Here is an 18149-nt window from a genome sequence, read left to right as displayed (position 1 = left end):
GGCCCACCCAGCGCCCCTTCCAGCTTCGAACTGGCGCCTGGCAACGGCGCGCCCGATCCGGCCAGCGCGGCTCGATACAGGTCCGGCCGGAATGTTGCCGCCGCGATCGCCGCGTCCCCGGCATCAAAACCCCGCCCGTCCCAGCGAACCATCTGTGCATAAAGCCACGCCGCCTGACTGCGCCACGGGAAGTTCGCTGCCTCGCGATACTGGAACATGAAGTCCGGATAGTGAACGGGCGCCCCGCCCGGCACCACCCGGATGCGGTCGGTGATCGCCCGCAGGATCGCGTCGACCGGCGCGTCGAGATAGGCGTCGCGGGCAAGGATCGCAGCACTCTGTTCGACCGTCGCGGGATCGACGAAATGCGCAGCGGCAGCGTGCAATGCGCGGATCAGCCGCAACGTCGCGTCGCCCCGCCCGGCAGCGGTATCAGCCCGCATCGCCAGCACCTTCTCGACGCCCCGCCGCCATATCTGCGCGGTCGCCAGCGCGATCCTCCCGACGCCGAGATCCACCGCGATGGAATTCCACGGCTCGCCCACGCAGATGCCGTCCACCTCGCCCGCCGCCAGCGCATCGGCGGCGAAGGGCGGGCTGGTCACGACGATCTCGACATCGATATCCGGTCGGATGCCGACTCCCGCCAGCCAGTAGCGCAGCATATAGTTGTGGCTGGAATAGCGATGGACGACACCGAAGCGCAGCCTTCGCCCCGCCGACGCACGCGCTTCCGCCACAGCCTTCAGCGCCGCACCCACGGCGACCGGATCGCCCAGTTCGTCACCCAGCCCGCACGCCTCGCCCAACGCGGTCGAAAAGGTGATGGCATTGCCGTTCAGCCCCAGCACGAACGGCACCGCCATCGGCACCGCCGGCCGGTCGCGGCCCAGGCTGGACGCGATGGCGAGCGGCGCGACCATATGCGCCGCATCGGTATGGCCATAGAGCAGCCGGTCGCGCACCGCCGCCCAGGTCACGTCACGGACGAGATCGATCGCGACGCCCTGTTCCTCGGCAAAGCCCAGTTCGTGCGCCAGGATCGGCAGCGCGGCGTCGACGAGCGGCAGGAAGCCGATACGGAAACGCTCGGTCGTCATGGCAAATCCCCCATCAGCGCATCGCTGGTGACGATCGCCTCCGCCACTTCGGCAATGCGGCGGTTCGACTGCATCGCGTGGCCGCGCAGCAGCGCATAGGCGGCGGGTTCGTCGATCCCGCGCCGCCGCATCAGAATCGCCTTGGCCTTATCGATCGTCTGCCGATCGGCCAGCGCTGTCTTCGCTTCGGCCAGCTCGGCCTGCAACCGCGAAAAGGCTTCAAACCTGCGGATGGCGACATCGAGGACCGGCTTGATCCGCTGCTTGGCAAGCCCGTCCACGACATAGGCGGACACTCCGGCATCGACCGCCGCCAGCGCGCTGTCCGCATCGGACTGATCGACGAACATCGCGATCGGCCGGTCGAGCGCGCGCGACATGGCGAAGAAATCCTCAAGCAGGTCGCGGCCCGGATTTTCGAGGTTGATCAGCACGACTTCGGGCGAACATGCCTCGATCTGGCGGACGATCGGTCCGGCGGGATCGATCACCACCTGATCGTCCAGCCCCGCTTCCGCCAGGCCCTCGGCGATGATCGCCGCGCGCGTGCTGCTGGTGTCGATGATTGCGATCCTCACGGATGCCTCGACTACCGCGATCGGCCGGATGCGGCAACTATACGCCAGCACTATGCGATCGAACGGAATCGCTCTCGAATTGATACGCCCCATGCGCCTAATCGCGCACCCCGTAAGGCGCCGTCGCGTGACGGACGCCTCGACATAGGGGTAACATCCATGACGTTCCGTCCCGCCGCCATCGCCTTGGCGCTGGCCGCATTTCCCACCACCACCTACGCCCAGGCCGCGCCCGAACCGACCGAACCGCCGGCCAGCGTCACCGTCAGCGGATCGGCGGCCGTCGCTTCCGACTATCGTTTCCGGGGCGTCTCGCAGTCGGATCAGGAAATGGCGGTACAGGGCGGCATTACCATCGCACACGACAGCGGCGCGTATATCGGCACCTGGGCATCGAACCTTGCCGGATGGGGCACGTTCGGCGGCGCCAACATGGAACTGGACCTGATCGCCGGCTACAAGACGGCGATCGCCGACGGTGCGACGCTCGACGTCGGCCTGACCTGGTATGTCTATCCCGGCGGGGCGGACAAGACCGACTTCGCCGAACCCTATGCCAGGCTGACCGGCACCGCCGGCCCCGCGACGCTGACCGCGGGTGCCGCCTATGCGCCGAAGCAGGAGGCGATCGGGAAATGGTATGCAACCGGCGCCGATGCGGCACGCGGGGTCTATACCCGCCCGGGCGCGAAGGACGACAATCTCTACCTGTGGGGCGACGCCGCCCTCCCCGTCACCGGCATCCCGATCACCGCCAAGGCGCATATCGGCCACAGCTGGGGTCAGGACGGGCTTGGCCCCAACGCGACCGCTGTGTCACCGACCGGCAGCTATTGGGACTGGTCGCTGGGCGCGGACGCGACCTGGCGCACCCTTACCCTGAACGTCAGCTATGTCGACACCGACCTCTCCGACCGTGACGCCGCCTATCTCCGCCCGAGCTTCAGCCGCGGACAGGACGGCAGCGGCAACATCGCCGGCGGGACGGTCGTCGTCGCGCTGACGGCCGCCTTCTGAATCGGGAGCGACCATCATGCAGGATATTCTCTGGCTCGCCGTCATGGTCGGACTGGTCGCGCTGACGCTCGCCTATGTCCGCCTGTGCGACAACGCGTGAGGGGGCGGCGATGACCCTCGACCTCTGGCTCGCCGCGATCACCGCGCTCGGGCTGCTCGTCTATCTGGTGGCGGTGCTGATCCGCCCCGAACGCTTCTGAAGGGGCGGTTCCATGACATTTCAGGGCTGGCTCCTGATTCTTGGCTTCGTTGGCATCCTGCTGGCGCTGGCCAAGCCGATGGGCCTGTGGCTGCACGCGCTCTACGAAGGCCGTCGTACGCCGCTCCATCTCCTCCTCGGCCCCGTCGAGCGGGGCCTCTACCGTCTTTCCGGCATCGATCCGAGCCAGGAACAGGGCTGGCGGCGCTATGCCGTGCACATGCTCGTGTTCAACGCCGTGTTGATGTTCTTAACCTATGCCGTGCTGCGGTTGCAGGCGGTACTGCCGGGCAATCCGCAGGGGTTGGCGGCGGTCGGTGAGCATCTGTCGTTCAATACCGCGATCAGTTTCACCGCCAACACCAATTGGCAGAGCTATGGCGGTGAGAGCACCATGTCGAACCTCAGCCAGATGCTGGGGCTGACGATCCACAATTTCCTGTCGGCGGCGACCGGCATCGCGCTGGCGTTCGCGCTGTTCCGCGGCTTTGCCCGGCGGGAAGCGAAGGCGATCGGCAATTTCTGGGCCGACATCACCCGCATCACGCTCTACCTGCTGCTCCCGCTCTGTGTCGTGCTGACGGTCTTCTACATCGCCAGCGGCGTGCCGCAGACGCTGGCCGGCGTCGTCGACGTCCAGACGCTGGAGGGCGCACGTCAGTCGATCCTGCTGGGTCCGGTCGCATCCCAGGAAGCGATCAAGATGCTCGGCACCAATGGCGGCGGCTTCTTCAACGCCAATTCGGCGCACCCGTTCGAAAACCCGACCGCACTGACCAACTTCATCCAAATACTGTCGATCTTCGTGATCGGCGTCGGGCTGACCTGGACCTTCGGCAAGGCGGTCGGCAACCCGCGTCAGGGTTGGGCGATCCTCGCCGCGATGATGATCCTGTTCCTGGCCGGCACGACCGTCACCTACTGGCAGGAAGCCGCAGGCAACCCGATGCTGCACAGCCTTGGTGTCGCAGGCGGCAATATGGAGGGCAAGGAAGTCCGCTTCGGGATCGCCGCCAGCGCACTCTTCTCGGTGGTCACGACGGCGGCATCGTGCGGTGCGGTCAATGCGATGCACGACAGCTTCACCGCGCTGGGCGGCCTGATCCCGCTGTTCAACATGCAACTGGGGGAGGTCGTGATCGGCGGCGTGGGCGCCGGCATCTACGGCTTCCTGCTGTTCGCGATCCTCGCCGTGTTCGTCGCCGGACTGATGGTCGGACGCACGCCCGAATATGTCGGCAAGAAGATCGAGGCGCGCGAAGTGAAGCTGGCGGTGCTGGCCATCGCCGTCCTCCCGCTCGCCATTCTCGGCCTCACTGCGCTGTCGTCGGTGCTGGAACAGGGGCTGGCCGGGCCGCTCAACAAGGGGCCGCACGGGTTCAGCGAAATCCTCTACGCCTTCACCAGCGCGGTCGCGAACAACGGATCGGCCTTCGCCGGCCTCACCGCCAACACGCCCTGGTACAACGGGATGCTGGGCGTCGCGATGTGGCTCGGCCGCTTCTTCGTCATCGTGCCGATGCTGGCCATCGCCGGCAGCCTCGCCGCCAAGAAGCATACGCCGGAAAGCACCGGGTCCTTCCCGACCACCGGCGGCCTGTGGGTGGGGCTGCTGGTCGGCATCATCCTGGTGCTGGGCGGCCTGACCTTCTTGCCGAGCCTCGCGCTCGGTCCCATCGCCGATCATCTCGCGATGATCCGCGGTCAATCCTTCTAAGGGGAGCCATGGTGGCACAATCCCAAGGCAAGAGCCTGTTCACCGCCGATCTGATCGTGCCGGCGTGTCGGGCTTCGTTCGTTAAGCTGCACCCGGCCGAACTGGTGCGCAATCCGGTCATGTTCGTGACCGCGACCGTCGCGGCGCTGCTCACCATCCTGCTCGTCGTCGGCAATGACGGCCTGACCGCCGGCTTCAAGCTGCAACTGGTCGTGTGGCTGTGGCTGACCGTCCTGTTCGGCACCTTTGCCGAGGCACTGGCCGAAGGGCGCGGCAAGGCGCAGGCGGCATCGCTGCGCGCGACCAAGGCGGAACTGACCGCAAAGCGGCTGCGTGGCGATGGACGCAATTATGACGCCGTTCCGGCAAGCGCGCTGACCGTCGGCGACGTCGTACTGGTCGAAACCAACGACCTGATCCCGTCGGACGGCGAGGTCGTGTCGGGCGTCGCCTCGGTCAACGAAGCGGCGATCACCGGCGAGAGCGCGCCGGTGATCCGCGAGGCGGGCGGCGACCGTTCCGCCGTCACCGCCGGGACCCGCGTCATCTCCGACGAAATCCGCGTCCGCGTGACCGTCGAGCCGGGCAAGGGCTTTCTCGACCGCATGATCGCGCTGGTCGAGGGAGCGGAGCGGCAGAAGACCCCGAACGAGATCGCACTGACGCTGCTGCTCGTCGGCCTCACCATCATCTTCCTGATCGCGGTCGCGACCATTCCGGGGTTCGCCAGCTATGCCGGCGGCAACATCCCCGTCGCGATCCTCGCCGCGCTGCTCATCACGCTGATCCCGACGACCATCGCCGCGCTCCTGTCGGCGATCGGCATCGCCGGCATGGACCGGCTGGTCCGTTTCAACGTGCTCGCCAAATCGGGCCGCGCGGTGGAAGCGGCGGGCGATGTCGACGTGCTGCTGCTCGACAAGACCGGCACGATCACCATCGGCGACCGTCAGGCATCCGAGTTCCGCGCGGTCGGCGGCACCAGCGAGGCCGAACTGGCCGAGGCGGCGCTGCTCGCCAGCCTCGCCGACGAGACGCCCGAGGGCCGCTCGATCGTCGTCCTCGCCCGCGACCGGTTCGACCTGAGACTGACGATGCCGTCGGGCGCGGAGGTCATTCCCTTCACCGCACAGACCCGCGTGTCGGGCATCCGGGACGGCGAGACCGTGATCCAGAAGGGCGCGGTCGATTCGATCCTGAAGGTGAGCGGCGGTGCCGGCGCCACCGCAGCCGCCACCGAACTGCGCCGCATCACCGATGAGATTGCGCGGGCCGGCGGCACGCCACTGGCGGTGGTGAAGGACGGCCGGCTGCTCGGCGCGATCTTCCTGAAGGACGTGGTGAAGGCCGGCATCCGCGAACGCTTCGGCGAACTGCGCGCCATGGGGATTCGTACGGTGATGATCACCGGCGACAACCCGCTGACCGCCGCCGCCATCGCTGCGGAAGCCGGGGTCGACGACTTCCTCGCCGAAGCGACGCCGGAGGACAAGCTGGCGCTGATCCGCAAGGAACAACAGGGCGGCAAGCTGGTCGCGATGTGCGGCGACGGCACCAACGACGCCCCCGCCCTTGCCCAAGCGGATGTCGGCGTGGCGATGAATACGGGCACGCAGGCCGCACGCGAAGCGGGCAACATGGTCGATCTCGACAGCGATCCGACCAAGCTGATCGAGGTCGTGGGGCTGGGCAAGCAGTTGCTGATGACCCGCGGGGCGCTGACGACCTTCTCGGTCGCCAACGACGTCGCGAAATATTTCGCGATCATCCCGGCGATGTTCGTCGCGCTCTACCCGACGCTCGGCGTGCTCAACGTCATGGGGCTGGCCTCGCCGCAATCGGCGATCCTGTCGGCGATCATCTTCAATGCGGTCATCATCCCGATGCTGGTGCCGCTGGCGCTGAAGGGTGTCACCTACAAGCCGATGGCGGCGGGGCCGCTGCTGTCGCGCAACCTCGCCATCTACGGTCTGGGGGGGCTGGTCGCGCCGTTTTTCGGCATCAAGCTCATCGATATCGTCGTCAGCGGCCTCGGCCTCGCGTAAGGAAGACGGACATGAACAAGGATTTCTCCTCCGCGCTGCGGCCGGCCATCGTGATGACGCTACTGTTCGCCACGCTGCTCGGCCTCGGCTATCCGCTGGCGATGACCGGGATTGGACAGGCGCTCTTCCCGGCGCAGGCCAATGGCAGCCTGGTCCGCGACGACGCCGGCCGCGTGATCGGGTCGAGTGTCGTCGGACAGGCCTTCACCACCGACCGCTATTTCCAGACCCGTCCATCGGCGGCAGGCAAGGGCTATGACGGACTCGCCTCGTCCGGCTCCAACCTCGGCCCGACGTCCAAGGCGCTGATGGAACGCGTAACGACAGACGTGGCGAAGCAGCGCGCGGAAGCGGTGAACGGCCCCCTGCCAGCCGACCTCGTGACCACCAGCGGATCGGGGCTCGACCCCGACCTGTCGCCAACCGCCGCGCTGGCACAGGCGCCCCGGGTCGCGCGGGTACGCGGGATCGGCGTCGATGCGGTCCGCCGCCTCGTGACGGAGACCACCGAAACCTCCGTCCTCGGCGACCCGACTGTCAATGTCCTCGCGCTCAACCGCGCACTCGACCGGCTGGCCCCCGCCCCGCGCTGATGCCGCCAGCCGACCCGCACCGTCCCGACCCCGACGCCCTGCTGCGCACCGCCGCGCAGGAGGGGCGCGGGCGGCTGAAGATCTTCCTCGGCGCGGCGCCGGGGGTCGGCAAGACCTATGAGATGCTGTCCGAAGGGGCGGCGCGCAAACGCGACGGCGTCGACGTGGTGGTCGGAGTCGTCGAGACGCACGGCCGGGTCGAGACCGAGGCGCTGACCCGTGGGCACGAAATCGTCCCCCGTCGCGACGTCGCCTATGAAGGCCGCACGCTGGGCGAGATGGACATCGACGCCATCCTGGCCCGTACCCCCCGCCTCGTCCTCGTGGACGAACTGGCGCACACCAACGCACCGGGCAGCCGCCATCCCAAACGCTATCAGGATGTCGAAGAACTGCTGGCCGCCGGCATCTCGGTCTATTCGACGCTCAACATCCAGCATGTCGAAAGCCTCAACGACGTCGTCGCCAGCTTCACCCGGGTCCGCGTCCGCGAAACCGTGCCCGACAGCATCCTCGAAGCCGCCGAGATCGAGGTCGTCGATATCCCTCCCGACGAGCTGATCGACCGGCTGAAGGCGGGCAAGGTCTATCTGCCGCAGGAGGCCACCCGCGCGCTCGACCATTTCTTTTCCAAATCGAACCTCTCGGCGCTGCGCGAACTGGCGCTGCGCCGCGCCGCACAGGCGGTCGACGCCCGAATGCTCGACGATGTTCGCGCGCTGGGGCTGGGCGGGACCTGGGCGGGCAGCGACCGGATCGTCGTCGCGATCAACGAACTGCCCGGCGCCGACAATCTGGTCCGCGCGGCCAAGCGCGTTGCCGACGGCCTGCGCGGCCCCTGGACCGCGCTGTTCGTCGAAACCCCGCGCACCGCCGCCTTCACGCCGGCGCAGCACGCCCGCGTCGCTGCGACGATGACCCTCGCGACTCAACTCGGCGCAGCGGTCGCGACCGTGCCGGCGCCCAATGTGGTGGACGGCATCCGCGGCTTTCTCTCCGATGCCCGCGCGACCCAGCTGGTGCTGGGCAAGTCGCGCCGGTCGCGCTGGTTCGAATTGCGGCATGGATCGGTCGTCGACCGGCTGGTGCGCGACACGCCGGGCGTGACGATCCACGTCCTGCCGGTCGAAGGCGAAGCGCCGCCCGACAGCCGCCGACAGCGCCCGATACATCCCTGGGGTACGGCCACCGGCTACGCGCTGACTACCGCGATGGTCGCCGGCATCACCGCGATCGCCAGCGCGCTGTTCCACATCCTCGAACTCGGCAATATCGGGATGCTGTATCTGCTCCCGGTGATGGTCGCCGCCAGCCTGCATGGGCTTCGCACCGGCCTGTTCGCCGGACTGGCCTCCAGCCTCGCCTACAACTTCTTCTTCCTGCCACCGGTCGGCACGCTCAGCATCAGCAATCCCGAAAATATCGTGTCGGTCGTGGTGCTGTTCGGTGTCGCCGTCGCGACCAGCCAGCTGACCGCGCGCGTGCGGGCGCAGGCCGATCTTGCCGCCGCCAGCGCGCGGACCAACGCGACGCTCGCCGGCTTCCTGCGCCAGATCGCGAGCGTAAACGACATCGACACCGCCGCGCGGATGATCTGCGACGATGTTCGACGGCTGCTCGGCGTACAGGTGCTGCTGCTGGGACCGGATCGCGCCAGCAACGTCGCAATCCTTGCCGCGACCGACCCGGCCTATCGGCTCGACACCATGGACCACGCCGCCGCAAACTGGGCCTATGAAACCGGCACGCCTGCCGGCAAGGGATCGGGCACGCTCACCGCCTCCGAATGGCTGTTCCACCCGCTGAAGGCCGGCGAACGGAGGGTCGGTGTACTGGCCATCGCCAATGAAAGTGGCGGCAATCCGGTCCGCCCCGACCAGCTTCCCCTGCTCTCCAGCCTCGCCGACCAATCCGCGCTCGTCCTCGAACGGCTGCGCCTGCAGGCCGAGATGCGCGACGTCGACGCCGTCCGTACCCGCGACCGGCTGCGCGCCGCACTGCTGTCGTCGGTCAGCCACGACCTGCGCACCCCGCTGACCGCCGTGATGGTCGCCGCCGACCAGCTGGGCCACGGCGTCACGCCCGAACTGGTCGGCACGATCCGGTCGGAAGCGGCGCGGCTGAACCGCTTCGTCGCCAACCTGCTCGACATGGCGCGGGTGGAGGCCGGCGCGATCCGGCTGAAGGTCGAGGCGACCGACCTCAGCGATGCTGTCGCCGGGGCCGCGCACGACGCGCGCGATGCGCTGGCGGGGCATGACGTCCGCCTCGACGTGCCGCCCGATCTGCCGCTGGTGCGCGTCGATCCGCAATTACTGCACCATTGCCTGCTCAATCTGCTCGACAATGCCGGGCGTTACGCCGATCCGGGCACCGAAATCGTGATCGAAGGGCGCAACCGCTATGGCGAGATCAGCCTGTCGGTCCGCGATCAGGGGCCGGGCCTTCCCCCCGGACAGGAGGCGCGCGTGTTCGAAACCTTTACCCGGCTGGAGGGGACCGATCGCTCGGCCGGCGGCACCGGGCTGGGCCTTGCCATCGTCAAGGCCTTTGCCGAAGCGATGGGGATGACCGTCACCGCCGCGAACCGACCCGATGGCGCCGGCGCTATCTTCTCACTGATCCTCCCGCCCGCCCTGCTGCTGCGCGACGTCGCGGGGAGCGCCGACTGATGCCCGCGAAAATTCTCGTCGTCGACGACGAAGCCGCCATCCGCCGTCTACTCCGCAACACCCTGGTCCGCGCAGGTTATGACGTCGTCGACGCCTGTAACGGTCGGGATGCCTTGCACGAAGCTGCAGCCGAACGCCCCGACGCGGTCCTGCTCGACCTCGGCCTGCCCGACCGCGACGGACTGAGCCTGATCCCGCTGCTGCGTGCGCAGGGCGACGCGGTCGTGCTGGTCGTCTCCGCGCGCGATGCCGTGGAGGAAAAGGTATCCGCGCTCGACCTCGGCGCCGACGACTTCGTCACCAAGCCGTTCGATACCGAGGAACTGCTCGCGCGCCTCCGGGTCGCGCTGCGGCATCGCCGCGCCAACGACCCCGCACGGCAGATCGTCGAGCGCGGCGACCTGCGCATCGACCTGGATCGTCGCACCGTATTCCGCGCCGGGGTCGAGCTCCACCTGACCCGCAAGGAACATGACGTGCTGGCGCAACTCGCCCGCCACATCGGCCGCATCGTGACGCACGAACGGCTGCTGACGACCTGCTGGGGTGGCGACGAGGACCCCCGCATCGAATATCTGCGCATCATCATCCGCAACCTGCGCCAGAAGCTCGAAGCCCCCGACCCGGTCGGCAACGTCATCGCCAATGAACTGGGCGTCGGCTATCGGCTGCGGTCTGACAGCTGACCGCGATTTTGCCGCTTCGGCATCCGGCGGTATAGGCCGCACATGCACCGCCCGCCGAGTGAACCCGATATCGAAACCATGCTGCTCGGCCCGGTCCTGCCGGAGCGCGACTGCGGCGACTGCACTGCCTGCTGCACCCATCTGACGGTCAATTCGCCGGATTTCGCCAAGCCGGCCGGCATCGCCTGTTCGCACCTGACGCCAGGCGGATGCGGCATCCACGCAGTACGCCCGCATATCTGCCGGACCTGGTTCTGTGTCTGGCGCCGCCGCGCCGACCTGCCCGACGCCGCCCGGCCCGACCGCTCCGGCCTGCTCGTCTCGCTGAATTTCGTCGACCAGGCGCAGAATTGTCTGGAGGCGGTGTCGATCAATATCCGCATGCTGCCGGGCAGCGACGCAATCCGCAACGGGCTGGCCGCCGCGACGCTCGACCGCCTGTGCCGGGACCTGGTGCCGGTCTGGTTCAGCGACGGCGAGGAAAAGATGCTGATGCACCCGGCGGCCGACGTCGCCCGTCACGTCCTGTCCGACACCCCGCCGCCCGCCGCGCTCGCGCCAGAGGTAGCCGCTTGGCGCGAACGCTACGCCCTGTTCGGCGCCGATCGGACCGATGCCGACTGACGCAGACCGTCTGGGCTGACAACGTTATCATCCTGCAGTAAGTCGGGCGCGAACAGCGAACAGGAAACGGCTGGGGGACGATGATGCCAGTATCGACAAACGGACTGAATAGAACCATTGTGAACGTTCACTCGACTTCGATCGGAAAGCACCGCATGCCCGCCACTTCCCGCACCACCCTGCTGCGCCTGCTCGGCGGCACGTTGCTCGCCGGCAGCATCCTGTCGTCGCCCGCTTTGGCGCAGACGACCAACAACGCACCCAAGGCCGCTAGTGCGCCGACCGAAGGCCCGCAGCAGCGCCCATGGATGAACACCGCGCTCGACGCCGCGGCGCGGACCGAATTGCTGCTGAAGGAAATGACGCTCGACGAAAAGCTCCAGCTGACCTTCGGCTATTTCTCGACCAAGGCGGAATGGCAACGCTCGCCGATCAAGAACTGGCAGATGCCGAAGGACGGCCTGCCCGATTCCGCCGGCATCGTCCCGGGCATCCCGCGCCTCGGCATCCCGAACCAGTGGCAGACCGATGCCGGTGTCGGCGTCGCCAGCCAGCGTACGCAGACCCCGCGTCTGCGCACGTCGCTCCCCTCGGGCATCGCCACCGCCGCGACCTGGAACCCCGAACTCGCGCAGGCGGGCGGTGCGATGATCGGGAACGAGGCGTTTCTGTCGGGCTTCAACGTGCAGCTGGCCGGCGGCATGAACCTGATGCGCGAACCGCGCAACGGGCGGAATTTCGAATATGGCGGCGAAGACCCGCTGCTCGCGGGCATCATCACCGGCCACGAGATCAAGGGCATCCAGTCGCAGAACGTCGTTTCGACGATGAAGCATTTCGCCTTCAACGGGCAGGAAACGAACCGCTTCAACATCGACCACAGGATCGGCGAACAGGCCGCCCGCCAGTCCGACCTGCTCGCTTTCGAATTCGCGCTGGAGGTCGGCGATCCCGGATCGGTCATGTGCGCCTACAACCGCGTCAACGGCTTCTATGCGTGCGAGAATGACTGGCTGCTCAACAAGACGCTGAAGCAGGACTGGGGCTACAAGGGCTTCGTCATGTCCGACTGGGGCGCAACCCATTCGACGACGCAGGCGGCCAATGCCGGGTTGGACCAGCAATCGGGCTGGGCGTTCGACCGCTCGCCCTATTTCGCCGATGCGCTGCGCGAAGCGGTCAACAACGGCTATGTGCCCGAAGCCCGCGCGACCGACATGGCCCGCCGCATTCTGTGGGCGATGTTCGACAACGGCCTGTTCGACAAGCCGGTGGCCGGCGACCGCGCGACCACGATCGACTATGCCGCCCACGCCGCCGTCACCCGCGCCGATGCGGAAGAAGGCATCGTCCTGCTCAAGAACACGCCGGGCCTGCTGCCGTTGTCGCGCACGGCAAAGTCGATCCTCGTCATCGGTGCCCATGCCGATGTCGGCGTCCTGTCGGGCGGCGGGTCGAGCCAGGTCTATCCCTATGGCGGTCCGGTCAACGGCTTGGCCGTGCCGGACGAATTCCCCAGCGGCTTCCCCGGCCCCAAGCTCTACCACCCGTCCTCACCAGTGAAGGCGTTGCAGGCCCGCACCCGCGCCACCGTTACCTATCTCGACGGCAAGGACGTTCGCGCCGCCGCGGCCGCCGCGCGCAAGGCCGATGTCGTCATCGTGTTCGGTGAACAATGGACTGGCGAATCGATCGACGCGCCGAACCTGAACCTGCCCGACAATCAGGATGCGCTGATCGACGCGGTCGCGCGCGCCAACAAGCGCACCGTCGTCGTGCTCGAAACCGGCGGTCCGGTGCTGATGCCGTGGCTGCCAAAGGTCGGCTCAGTGCTCGAGGCATGGTATTCCGGCACCTCGGGCGGCGAAGCGATCGCCCGCGTCCTGACCGGCGAGGTCAACCCGTCGGGTCACCTGCCCGCAACCTTCCCCGCTTCGCTCGCCCAGCTGCCGCGTCCGGTGATCGAGGGCGATCCCAAGCTCGACCGCGATTCACACCCGATGGGCAATTACGATATCGAAGGCGCTGCGGTCGGCTACAAATGGTTCGACAAGACCGGCGCCAGGCCGCTGTTCCCGTTCGGCTACGGCCTCTCCTACACCAATTTCACGCTCGGCAAGCTGACCGCCACGCCGCAGGGCAAGAGCGTGTCGGCGAGCTTCACCATCACCAACAGCGGCAAGGTCCGGGGCAAGGGGCTGGCCCAGCTCTATGTCGCCGGCAACGGCTGGGAAGCACCCAAGCGGCTCGGCGGCTTCACCAAGGTCGATCTGGCCCCGGGTGAAAGCCGGTCGGTCACGCTGACCGTCGATCCGCGCCTGCTAGCGACCTTCGACAGCAAGACCCGCGGCTGGAACATCGCCGGCGGCGACTATCAGCTGCTGCTGGCCCATTCCGCGACCGACATCGCCGAACGGGCAACGGTGCGGCTGGCGCCCGCTACGCTCGACAATCGCGGGCGGTGATGGGACGTCCGGGGATCGGTCTCGATCCCCGGATCGTCCAACCAGACCACGCCATCTCCGTCACCCCGGGCTTGACCCGGGATGACGAGCTGGTGGATCGGTCCTGTCGCGCTCAAATTCGTCGTCCGCCGGACAAGCCGAGCCGGCCGGGTTTTACGCCATGAAGTGGGGAAGGTGACGCTCTCCGCAAAACAAAAAGGGCCGCGGTAGCATCTGCCACCGCGGCCCTTTTCGCAGCAATCGACGCGGCATCCCGCCGCGTGCGACTTACTTCTTGCCGAGCGTGAGACCGCCGAAGCGCTTGTTGAAGCGCGCGACCTGGCCGCCCGAATCCAGCATCTGGCCACGGCCGCCGGTCCATGCCGGGTGCGCCAGCGGGTCGATGTCCAGCTGCATCGTGTCGCCTTCCTTGCCCCAGGTGGAGCGGGTTTCGAACACCGTGCCGTCGGTCATCTGGACCTTGATCATGTGGTAGTCGGGGTGCGTGTCTTTCTTCATCGACTGTCTCCGCAAGCGGCTGGTTCCGACCAGCCCTGGAAAGGGGAAGGCGCGCCCGTACACGGACGCGCCCATAATAGCAATGATCGGTATCCGCCTACGCCTTGGGCGGGTCGGCGATCATCGCGGTGAATTCGCATTCGGCGGCCAGTTCGCCATCGATCCGCGCCTTGCCCGCGAACTTGCAGACCCGCGCGCGCTTCTGCACGAACTCCGCCTCCAGCGTCAGCAGCACGCCCGGCTCGACCGGCTTGCGGAACTTCACGCCGTCGATCGACATGAAATAGACCAGCTTGCCCGAGCCGGCGAGGCCGAGGCTTTCGACCGCGAGGATGCCGGCGGCCTGCGCCAGCGCCTCGACGATCAGCACGCCCGGCATGATCGGACGGCCGGGGAAATGCCCCTGGAAAAAGCCTTCGTTGATCGTCACCGCCTTGATCGCGGTGATCGACCGGTCGGGGATCAGCTCCGCGACACGGTCGACCAGCAACATGGGATAGCGATGCGGGATCGCCGCCATCACGCGCGTGATGTCGAGCGGTCCGATCGAGGTCGCTTCCCCTTCCATCGATCAGCGGCCTGCCGGGGCCGGACGTGCGCCGGCGGCGGGCGCGGTCGGGGCGGCCTGTGCCGGGGCGGTCACGCTGACGCTCGGCAGCTGCGCGTTGAGGGCGGCGAGCACCGCGTCGGTGATCTCGGTCGCCGGTGCGTTGTAGAAGCTGCTGCCCTTGTCGACGGCCAGCGTCGCGCCGCGCTGCTGCGCGACCTGGGTAATGATCGGGCCCAGCTTCGTGCCGATCTGTTCGCGGACATAGGCGATGTTGCGCTGGACCTGCTGTTCCTGCTGGCCGATCTGCTGCTGCGCCTGCTGCTGGCGCTGCTCGAAGGTGCGGATGCGGGTCTGGAGCGCGGCGTCCGGGTTGCCCTTGGCGGCGGTCACGGCGGTCTGCAGCGACTGCGCTTCGGTCTGCAGCGGCTGGCCGAGCGAGGTCGCGAGCGACTGGAGCTGGGTGCGCTGCGTCTGGAGCTGCGCGGTTGCCGCCTTGCACGCGGTGCAGTCGCGGAAGATCCGCTCCGAATCCACGACGGCGATCTTCGCGTCGGGCAGCGCCTGGGCGAACGCCGGGGCGGTCGGAAGGGCGAAAACGAATGCGGCGACAGCCGCCTTGGTGAAGCTACGCATCAGAATTGGGTTCCTACGTTGAAAGTAATGAGTTTCTTGTCGTCGCCCGGCTGGCTCAGCAACGCCTTGGCAAGGTCGATGCGCAGCGGCCCGAACGGCGAGTTCCAGTTCACCCCGATACCGATCGACAGGCGCGGGCGAGCCGAATCGCCAAGGAACTGTTCGAGGAAGGGATCGGTGGTCGACACGGCAAGCGTGTTCGCTTCACCGCCGGCGCACGTGCCACCGATCGTCGCCGAGTAACCGACCGCACAGGTGGTCTGGCGGAATGCCGTTGCGCCCGACGCGTCGGTGAACTGGTTGTTGTAGACCTGCTGACCGTTGATCTTGGTCGGCTGGCTGAACGGCAGCAACGACGGCGACCCGTCCTTGTTGAACCGCAACGTGCCATCGGCATTCTTCGCCTGCTCGAACTGAACGGTCGGCAGCGGACGGGTGACGCCGAACAGCGCACCGGCCTGGATGAAGATCGACGGACGCAGCCCCAGCTCGGCGATGCCCGATCCCAACGGCGGCTCGAGTTCGAGCTTGCCGAGATAATAGGCCTTGCCGCCCAGCGGGTCGTTCAGCACCTGATCGCGTGCGGTGATCAGCGCCTGATCGCCCCCGGCGACCGACCCGGTGTAACGCTGCCGCTGGATGCGCGGGCCGACGCCGCGAATGTCGAAGCCGCGGAACTGCGGTTCACCCAGATAGAAGCGATCGACGATGCGGACCGGATCGATTCCCTCGCCCGGGCTCTTCTGGAGCGCGTGGATATAGCCGCCCTCGATACCGGCCGACAGGACGAACCCGCCGAGATTCCAGTATTTGTCGAAGTCGCCGCGCACGCGGGCATAGCGCACGTCGCCGCCCAGACCGGCAAAGTCGACGCCGGTCACCAGCCGCTGGCCACGCGACGGGCGCAGGCGGTTGTTGAGATTGTCGAAGATCAGATTCGCGCCGACGATGCTCGACAAACGGTTGCCGATTGAATCGCACAGATAGCGCCCGGCCTTCAACGGGTCGCAGACGCCGTCGGTGAAATAGGTCGCCTCGTCCAGCCCGACATTGTCCTGGCTCAACTGATAGCGGCCCGACAGCGTCCAGAACTCGGTCAGCGGCACGCTCGCCACGACCTGTCCGCCGGTCGAAATCTGCGAATAGAGCGAGTTGCGGCCGGTGCCGAGGAAGTTGAACGAATTGAAATCGCGGCGGAACAGCGTACCGCCCAGCGCGATATTCTTGTCGAACAGATAGGGTTCGGTGAAGCCCAGCTCGATCGACTTCTGATAGGTCGAATAATTGACCGACGCCTGAAGGTCCTGCCCCTTGCCCCGGAAATTCCGTTGGCGGATCGACGCCTGGATGATGAAGCGTTCGAGGCTGGAGAAGCCGGCCGACAGCGTCAGTTCGCCGGTCGACTTTTCCTCGACATTCGCCGCCAGGATGATCCGGTCGGGCGAGGACCCTTCCTTGCGCTCGATTTCGAACTTGTCCTGGAAATATCCCAGCGAATTGATGCGGTCCTGCGAACGCTTGATCAGGAACGCGTTGAACGCGTCCCCTTCGGCCACGCGGAATTCGCGACGGATCACGCGGTCCTGCGTCTGCGTATTGCCGGTGATGTCGATCTTCTCGACATAGGTGCGGTTGGCTTCGTTCAGGAAGAACGTGATCGCCATGGTCAGGTTTTCGCGGTCCGGCTGATATTCCGGGCGCACGTCGGTGAACGCATAGCCGAACAGCCCGGCATATTCGCTCAGTTGGTCGATCGCGTCTTCGGTCAGCTTCGCGTTGTACCAGTCGCCCTTCTTCATCGGCAGCGACTTGGTCAACGATGCGTTGTCGAAGTCGCGGATCGCGCTTTCGACCGCCACATCGCCGAATTTGTACCGCTTCCCTTCCTCCACCACGTAGGTGATGATGAAGTCTTCCTTGTCCGGCGTCAGTTCGGCAACGGCCGAGATGACGCGGAAATCGGCATAGCCGTTGGTCAGGTAGAATTGGCGCAGCTTCTGCTGGTCGTAGGCGAGGCGATCCTGATCATAGCTCGTGTTCGAGCTGAAGATGCGCCACGGCCGCGACTCCTTGGTCGCCATCTCGCCGCGCAGCTCGCTGTCGCTGAACACCTCGTTGCCGAGGATGTTGATCTGGCGGACCTTGGACTTCGGCCCTTCCTGGATTTCGAAGATTACGTCGACGCGGTTCTGGTCGAGCATGACCATCTTCGGCTCGACATTCGCCGCGAACCGGCCCTGACGGCGATACAGCTCGACGATCCGCGCCACGTCGGCACGGACGGCGGTACGGGTGAAGATCTGCCGCGGGGCGAGCTTGATCTCCTTGGTGATCTTGTCGTCCTTCAGCCGCTTGTTGCCTTCCAGCACGACGCGGTTGATGATCGGGTTCTCGCGCACCCGGACGATGATGTCGCTGGTCTCGGCGCCCTCGATCTCGACATTGGCGAGCAGGTCCGACGCGTACAGGTCCTTGATCGCCTGATCGAGCGTTTCCGCGGTGTACGGAATGCCGACGCGCAGCTTGGTATAGGACAGCACCGTGTCCGGTTCGATACGCTGTGCGCCTTCGACCCGGAGCGAGCGGATGGTACGGGTCGGCGCGACGGGCGCCGCCGGCGCCTGCGCGGTGGGCGGCTGGACTGCCGGGGCAGCAGCGGCCGGGCGCGTCTGGGCCGAGGCGGCCGTGCCCGAGAGCATCGTGCTCGCGAGCAGCGCGACGCCATGCGCGCCGTAAATCGAAAACTTGCTTGCCGTCACCAAACCCACCCCA

The 18149-nt window shown here is 66.9% G+C and carries 15 protein-coding genes; 9 read left to right on the top strand and 6 right to left on the bottom strand.

Annotated elements, in window-relative coordinates; translation table 11 throughout:
- Positions 1–1100 (bottom strand): CmpA/NrtA family ABC transporter substrate-binding protein (locus CA237_RS08810; RefSeq protein WP_126013717.1); only part of this gene is annotated, 1100 nt, incomplete at its 3' end.
- A complete protein-coding gene (locus tag CA237_RS08805) occupies positions 1097–1678 on the bottom strand; it encodes an ANTAR domain-containing protein (RefSeq protein ID WP_066689895.1) in 582 nt (193 codons plus the stop codon). The genes CA237_RS08805 and CA237_RS08810, both read right to left, overlap by 4 nt.
- 159 nt (positions 1679–1837) lie before the next feature.
- Here CA237_RS08805 and CA237_RS08800 point away from each other — a divergent pair, with 159 nt between their 5' ends.
- The 9 genes from CA237_RS08800 to CA237_RS08760 all read left to right on the top strand — a co-directional run bounded on the left by CA237_RS08800 (position 1838) and on the right by CA237_RS08760 (position 13696).
- Entirely contained in the window at positions 1838–2695 is an 858-nt protein-coding gene (locus tag CA237_RS08800) for a TorF family putative porin (protein ID WP_066689869.1), read from the top strand.
- Between the two features lie 110 nt (positions 2696–2805).
- Positions 2806–2895, top strand: a complete 90-nt coding sequence (gene kdpF, locus CA237_RS08795; RefSeq protein ID WP_066689868.1) for a K(+)-transporting ATPase subunit F — start codon at positions 2806–2808, stop codon at positions 2893–2895.
- Between the two features lie 12 nt (positions 2896–2907).
- Complete coding sequence (gene kdpA / locus CA237_RS08790; RefSeq protein ID WP_066689867.1) at positions 2908–4611, top strand: potassium-transporting ATPase subunit KdpA; 1704 nt, start codon at positions 2908–2910, stop codon at positions 4609–4611.
- Positions 4612–4622: 11 nt separating this feature from the next.
- Positions 4623–6656: a potassium-transporting ATPase subunit KdpB gene (kdpB, locus tag CA237_RS08785; protein WP_066689894.1), complete on the top strand. Its 2034-nt coding sequence runs from the start codon at positions 4623–4625 to the stop codon at positions 6654–6656.
- A gap of 11 nt (positions 6657–6667) precedes the next feature.
- Positions 6668–7249, top strand: a complete 582-nt coding sequence (gene kdpC, locus CA237_RS08780) for a potassium-transporting ATPase subunit KdpC (RefSeq protein ID WP_066689866.1) — start codon at positions 6668–6670, stop codon at positions 7247–7249.
- The gene (locus tag CA237_RS08775) at positions 7249–9921 is read left to right on the top strand and encodes a sensor histidine kinase KdpD (protein ID WP_066689865.1); all 2673 of its coding nucleotides are present in this window, start codon (positions 7249–7251) and stop codon (positions 9919–9921) included. Before kdpC ends, CA237_RS08775 begins: the two co-directional genes overlap by 1 nt.
- Positions 9921–10607, top strand: coding sequence for a response regulator transcription factor (locus tag CA237_RS08770; protein WP_126013715.1), 687 nt, complete (start codon positions 9921–9923; stop codon positions 10605–10607). The genes CA237_RS08775 and CA237_RS08770 overlap by 1 nt, the downstream gene beginning before the upstream one ends.
- A 42-nt stretch (positions 10608–10649) precedes the next feature.
- A complete protein-coding gene (locus CA237_RS08765) occupies positions 10650–11231 on the top strand; it encodes a hypothetical protein (RefSeq protein ID WP_066689863.1) in 582 nt (193 codons plus the stop codon).
- Positions 11232–11386: 155 nt separating this feature from the next.
- Positions 11387–13696, top strand: a complete 2310-nt coding sequence (locus CA237_RS08760; protein ID WP_126013713.1) for a glycoside hydrolase family 3 C-terminal domain-containing protein — start codon at positions 11387–11389, stop codon at positions 13694–13696.
- A gap of 267 nt (positions 13697–13963) precedes the next feature.
- Here the strand turns inward: CA237_RS08760 and rpmE are convergent, their stop codons facing one another.
- The 4 genes from rpmE to bamA form a co-directional block, all read right to left on the bottom strand.
- Positions 13964–14194 (bottom strand): 50S ribosomal protein L31, encoded by a 231-nt coding sequence (gene rpmE / locus CA237_RS08755; protein ID WP_066689861.1) that lies wholly within the window; start codon positions 14192–14194, stop codon positions 13964–13966.
- 97 nt (positions 14195–14291) lie between these two features.
- Positions 14292–14762 (bottom strand): 3-hydroxyacyl-ACP dehydratase FabZ, encoded by a 471-nt coding sequence (gene fabZ / locus CA237_RS08750; protein WP_066689860.1) that lies wholly within the window; start codon positions 14760–14762, stop codon positions 14292–14294.
- 3 nt (positions 14763–14765) lie between these two features.
- Positions 14766–15377: an OmpH family outer membrane protein gene (locus CA237_RS08745; RefSeq protein WP_066689859.1), complete on the bottom strand. Its 612-nt coding sequence runs from the start codon at positions 15375–15377 to the stop codon at positions 14766–14768.
- Positions 15377–18136 (bottom strand): outer membrane protein assembly factor BamA, encoded by a 2760-nt coding sequence (gene bamA / locus CA237_RS08740; RefSeq protein WP_066689893.1) that lies wholly within the window; start codon positions 18134–18136, stop codon positions 15377–15379. Before bamA ends, CA237_RS08745 begins: the two co-directional genes overlap by 1 nt.
- Between the last annotated feature and the right edge of the window lie 13 nt (positions 18137–18149).

The sequence above is a fragment of the Sphingomonas sp. ABOLH genome, assembly GCF_003951715.1.
Taxonomy (GTDB): domain Bacteria; phylum Pseudomonadota; class Alphaproteobacteria; order Sphingomonadales; family Sphingomonadaceae; genus Sphingomonas; species Sphingomonas hankookensis_A.
Note: the sequence above shows the minus strand (reverse complement) of the source record. Positions and strands in the feature narration are given on the sequence as shown.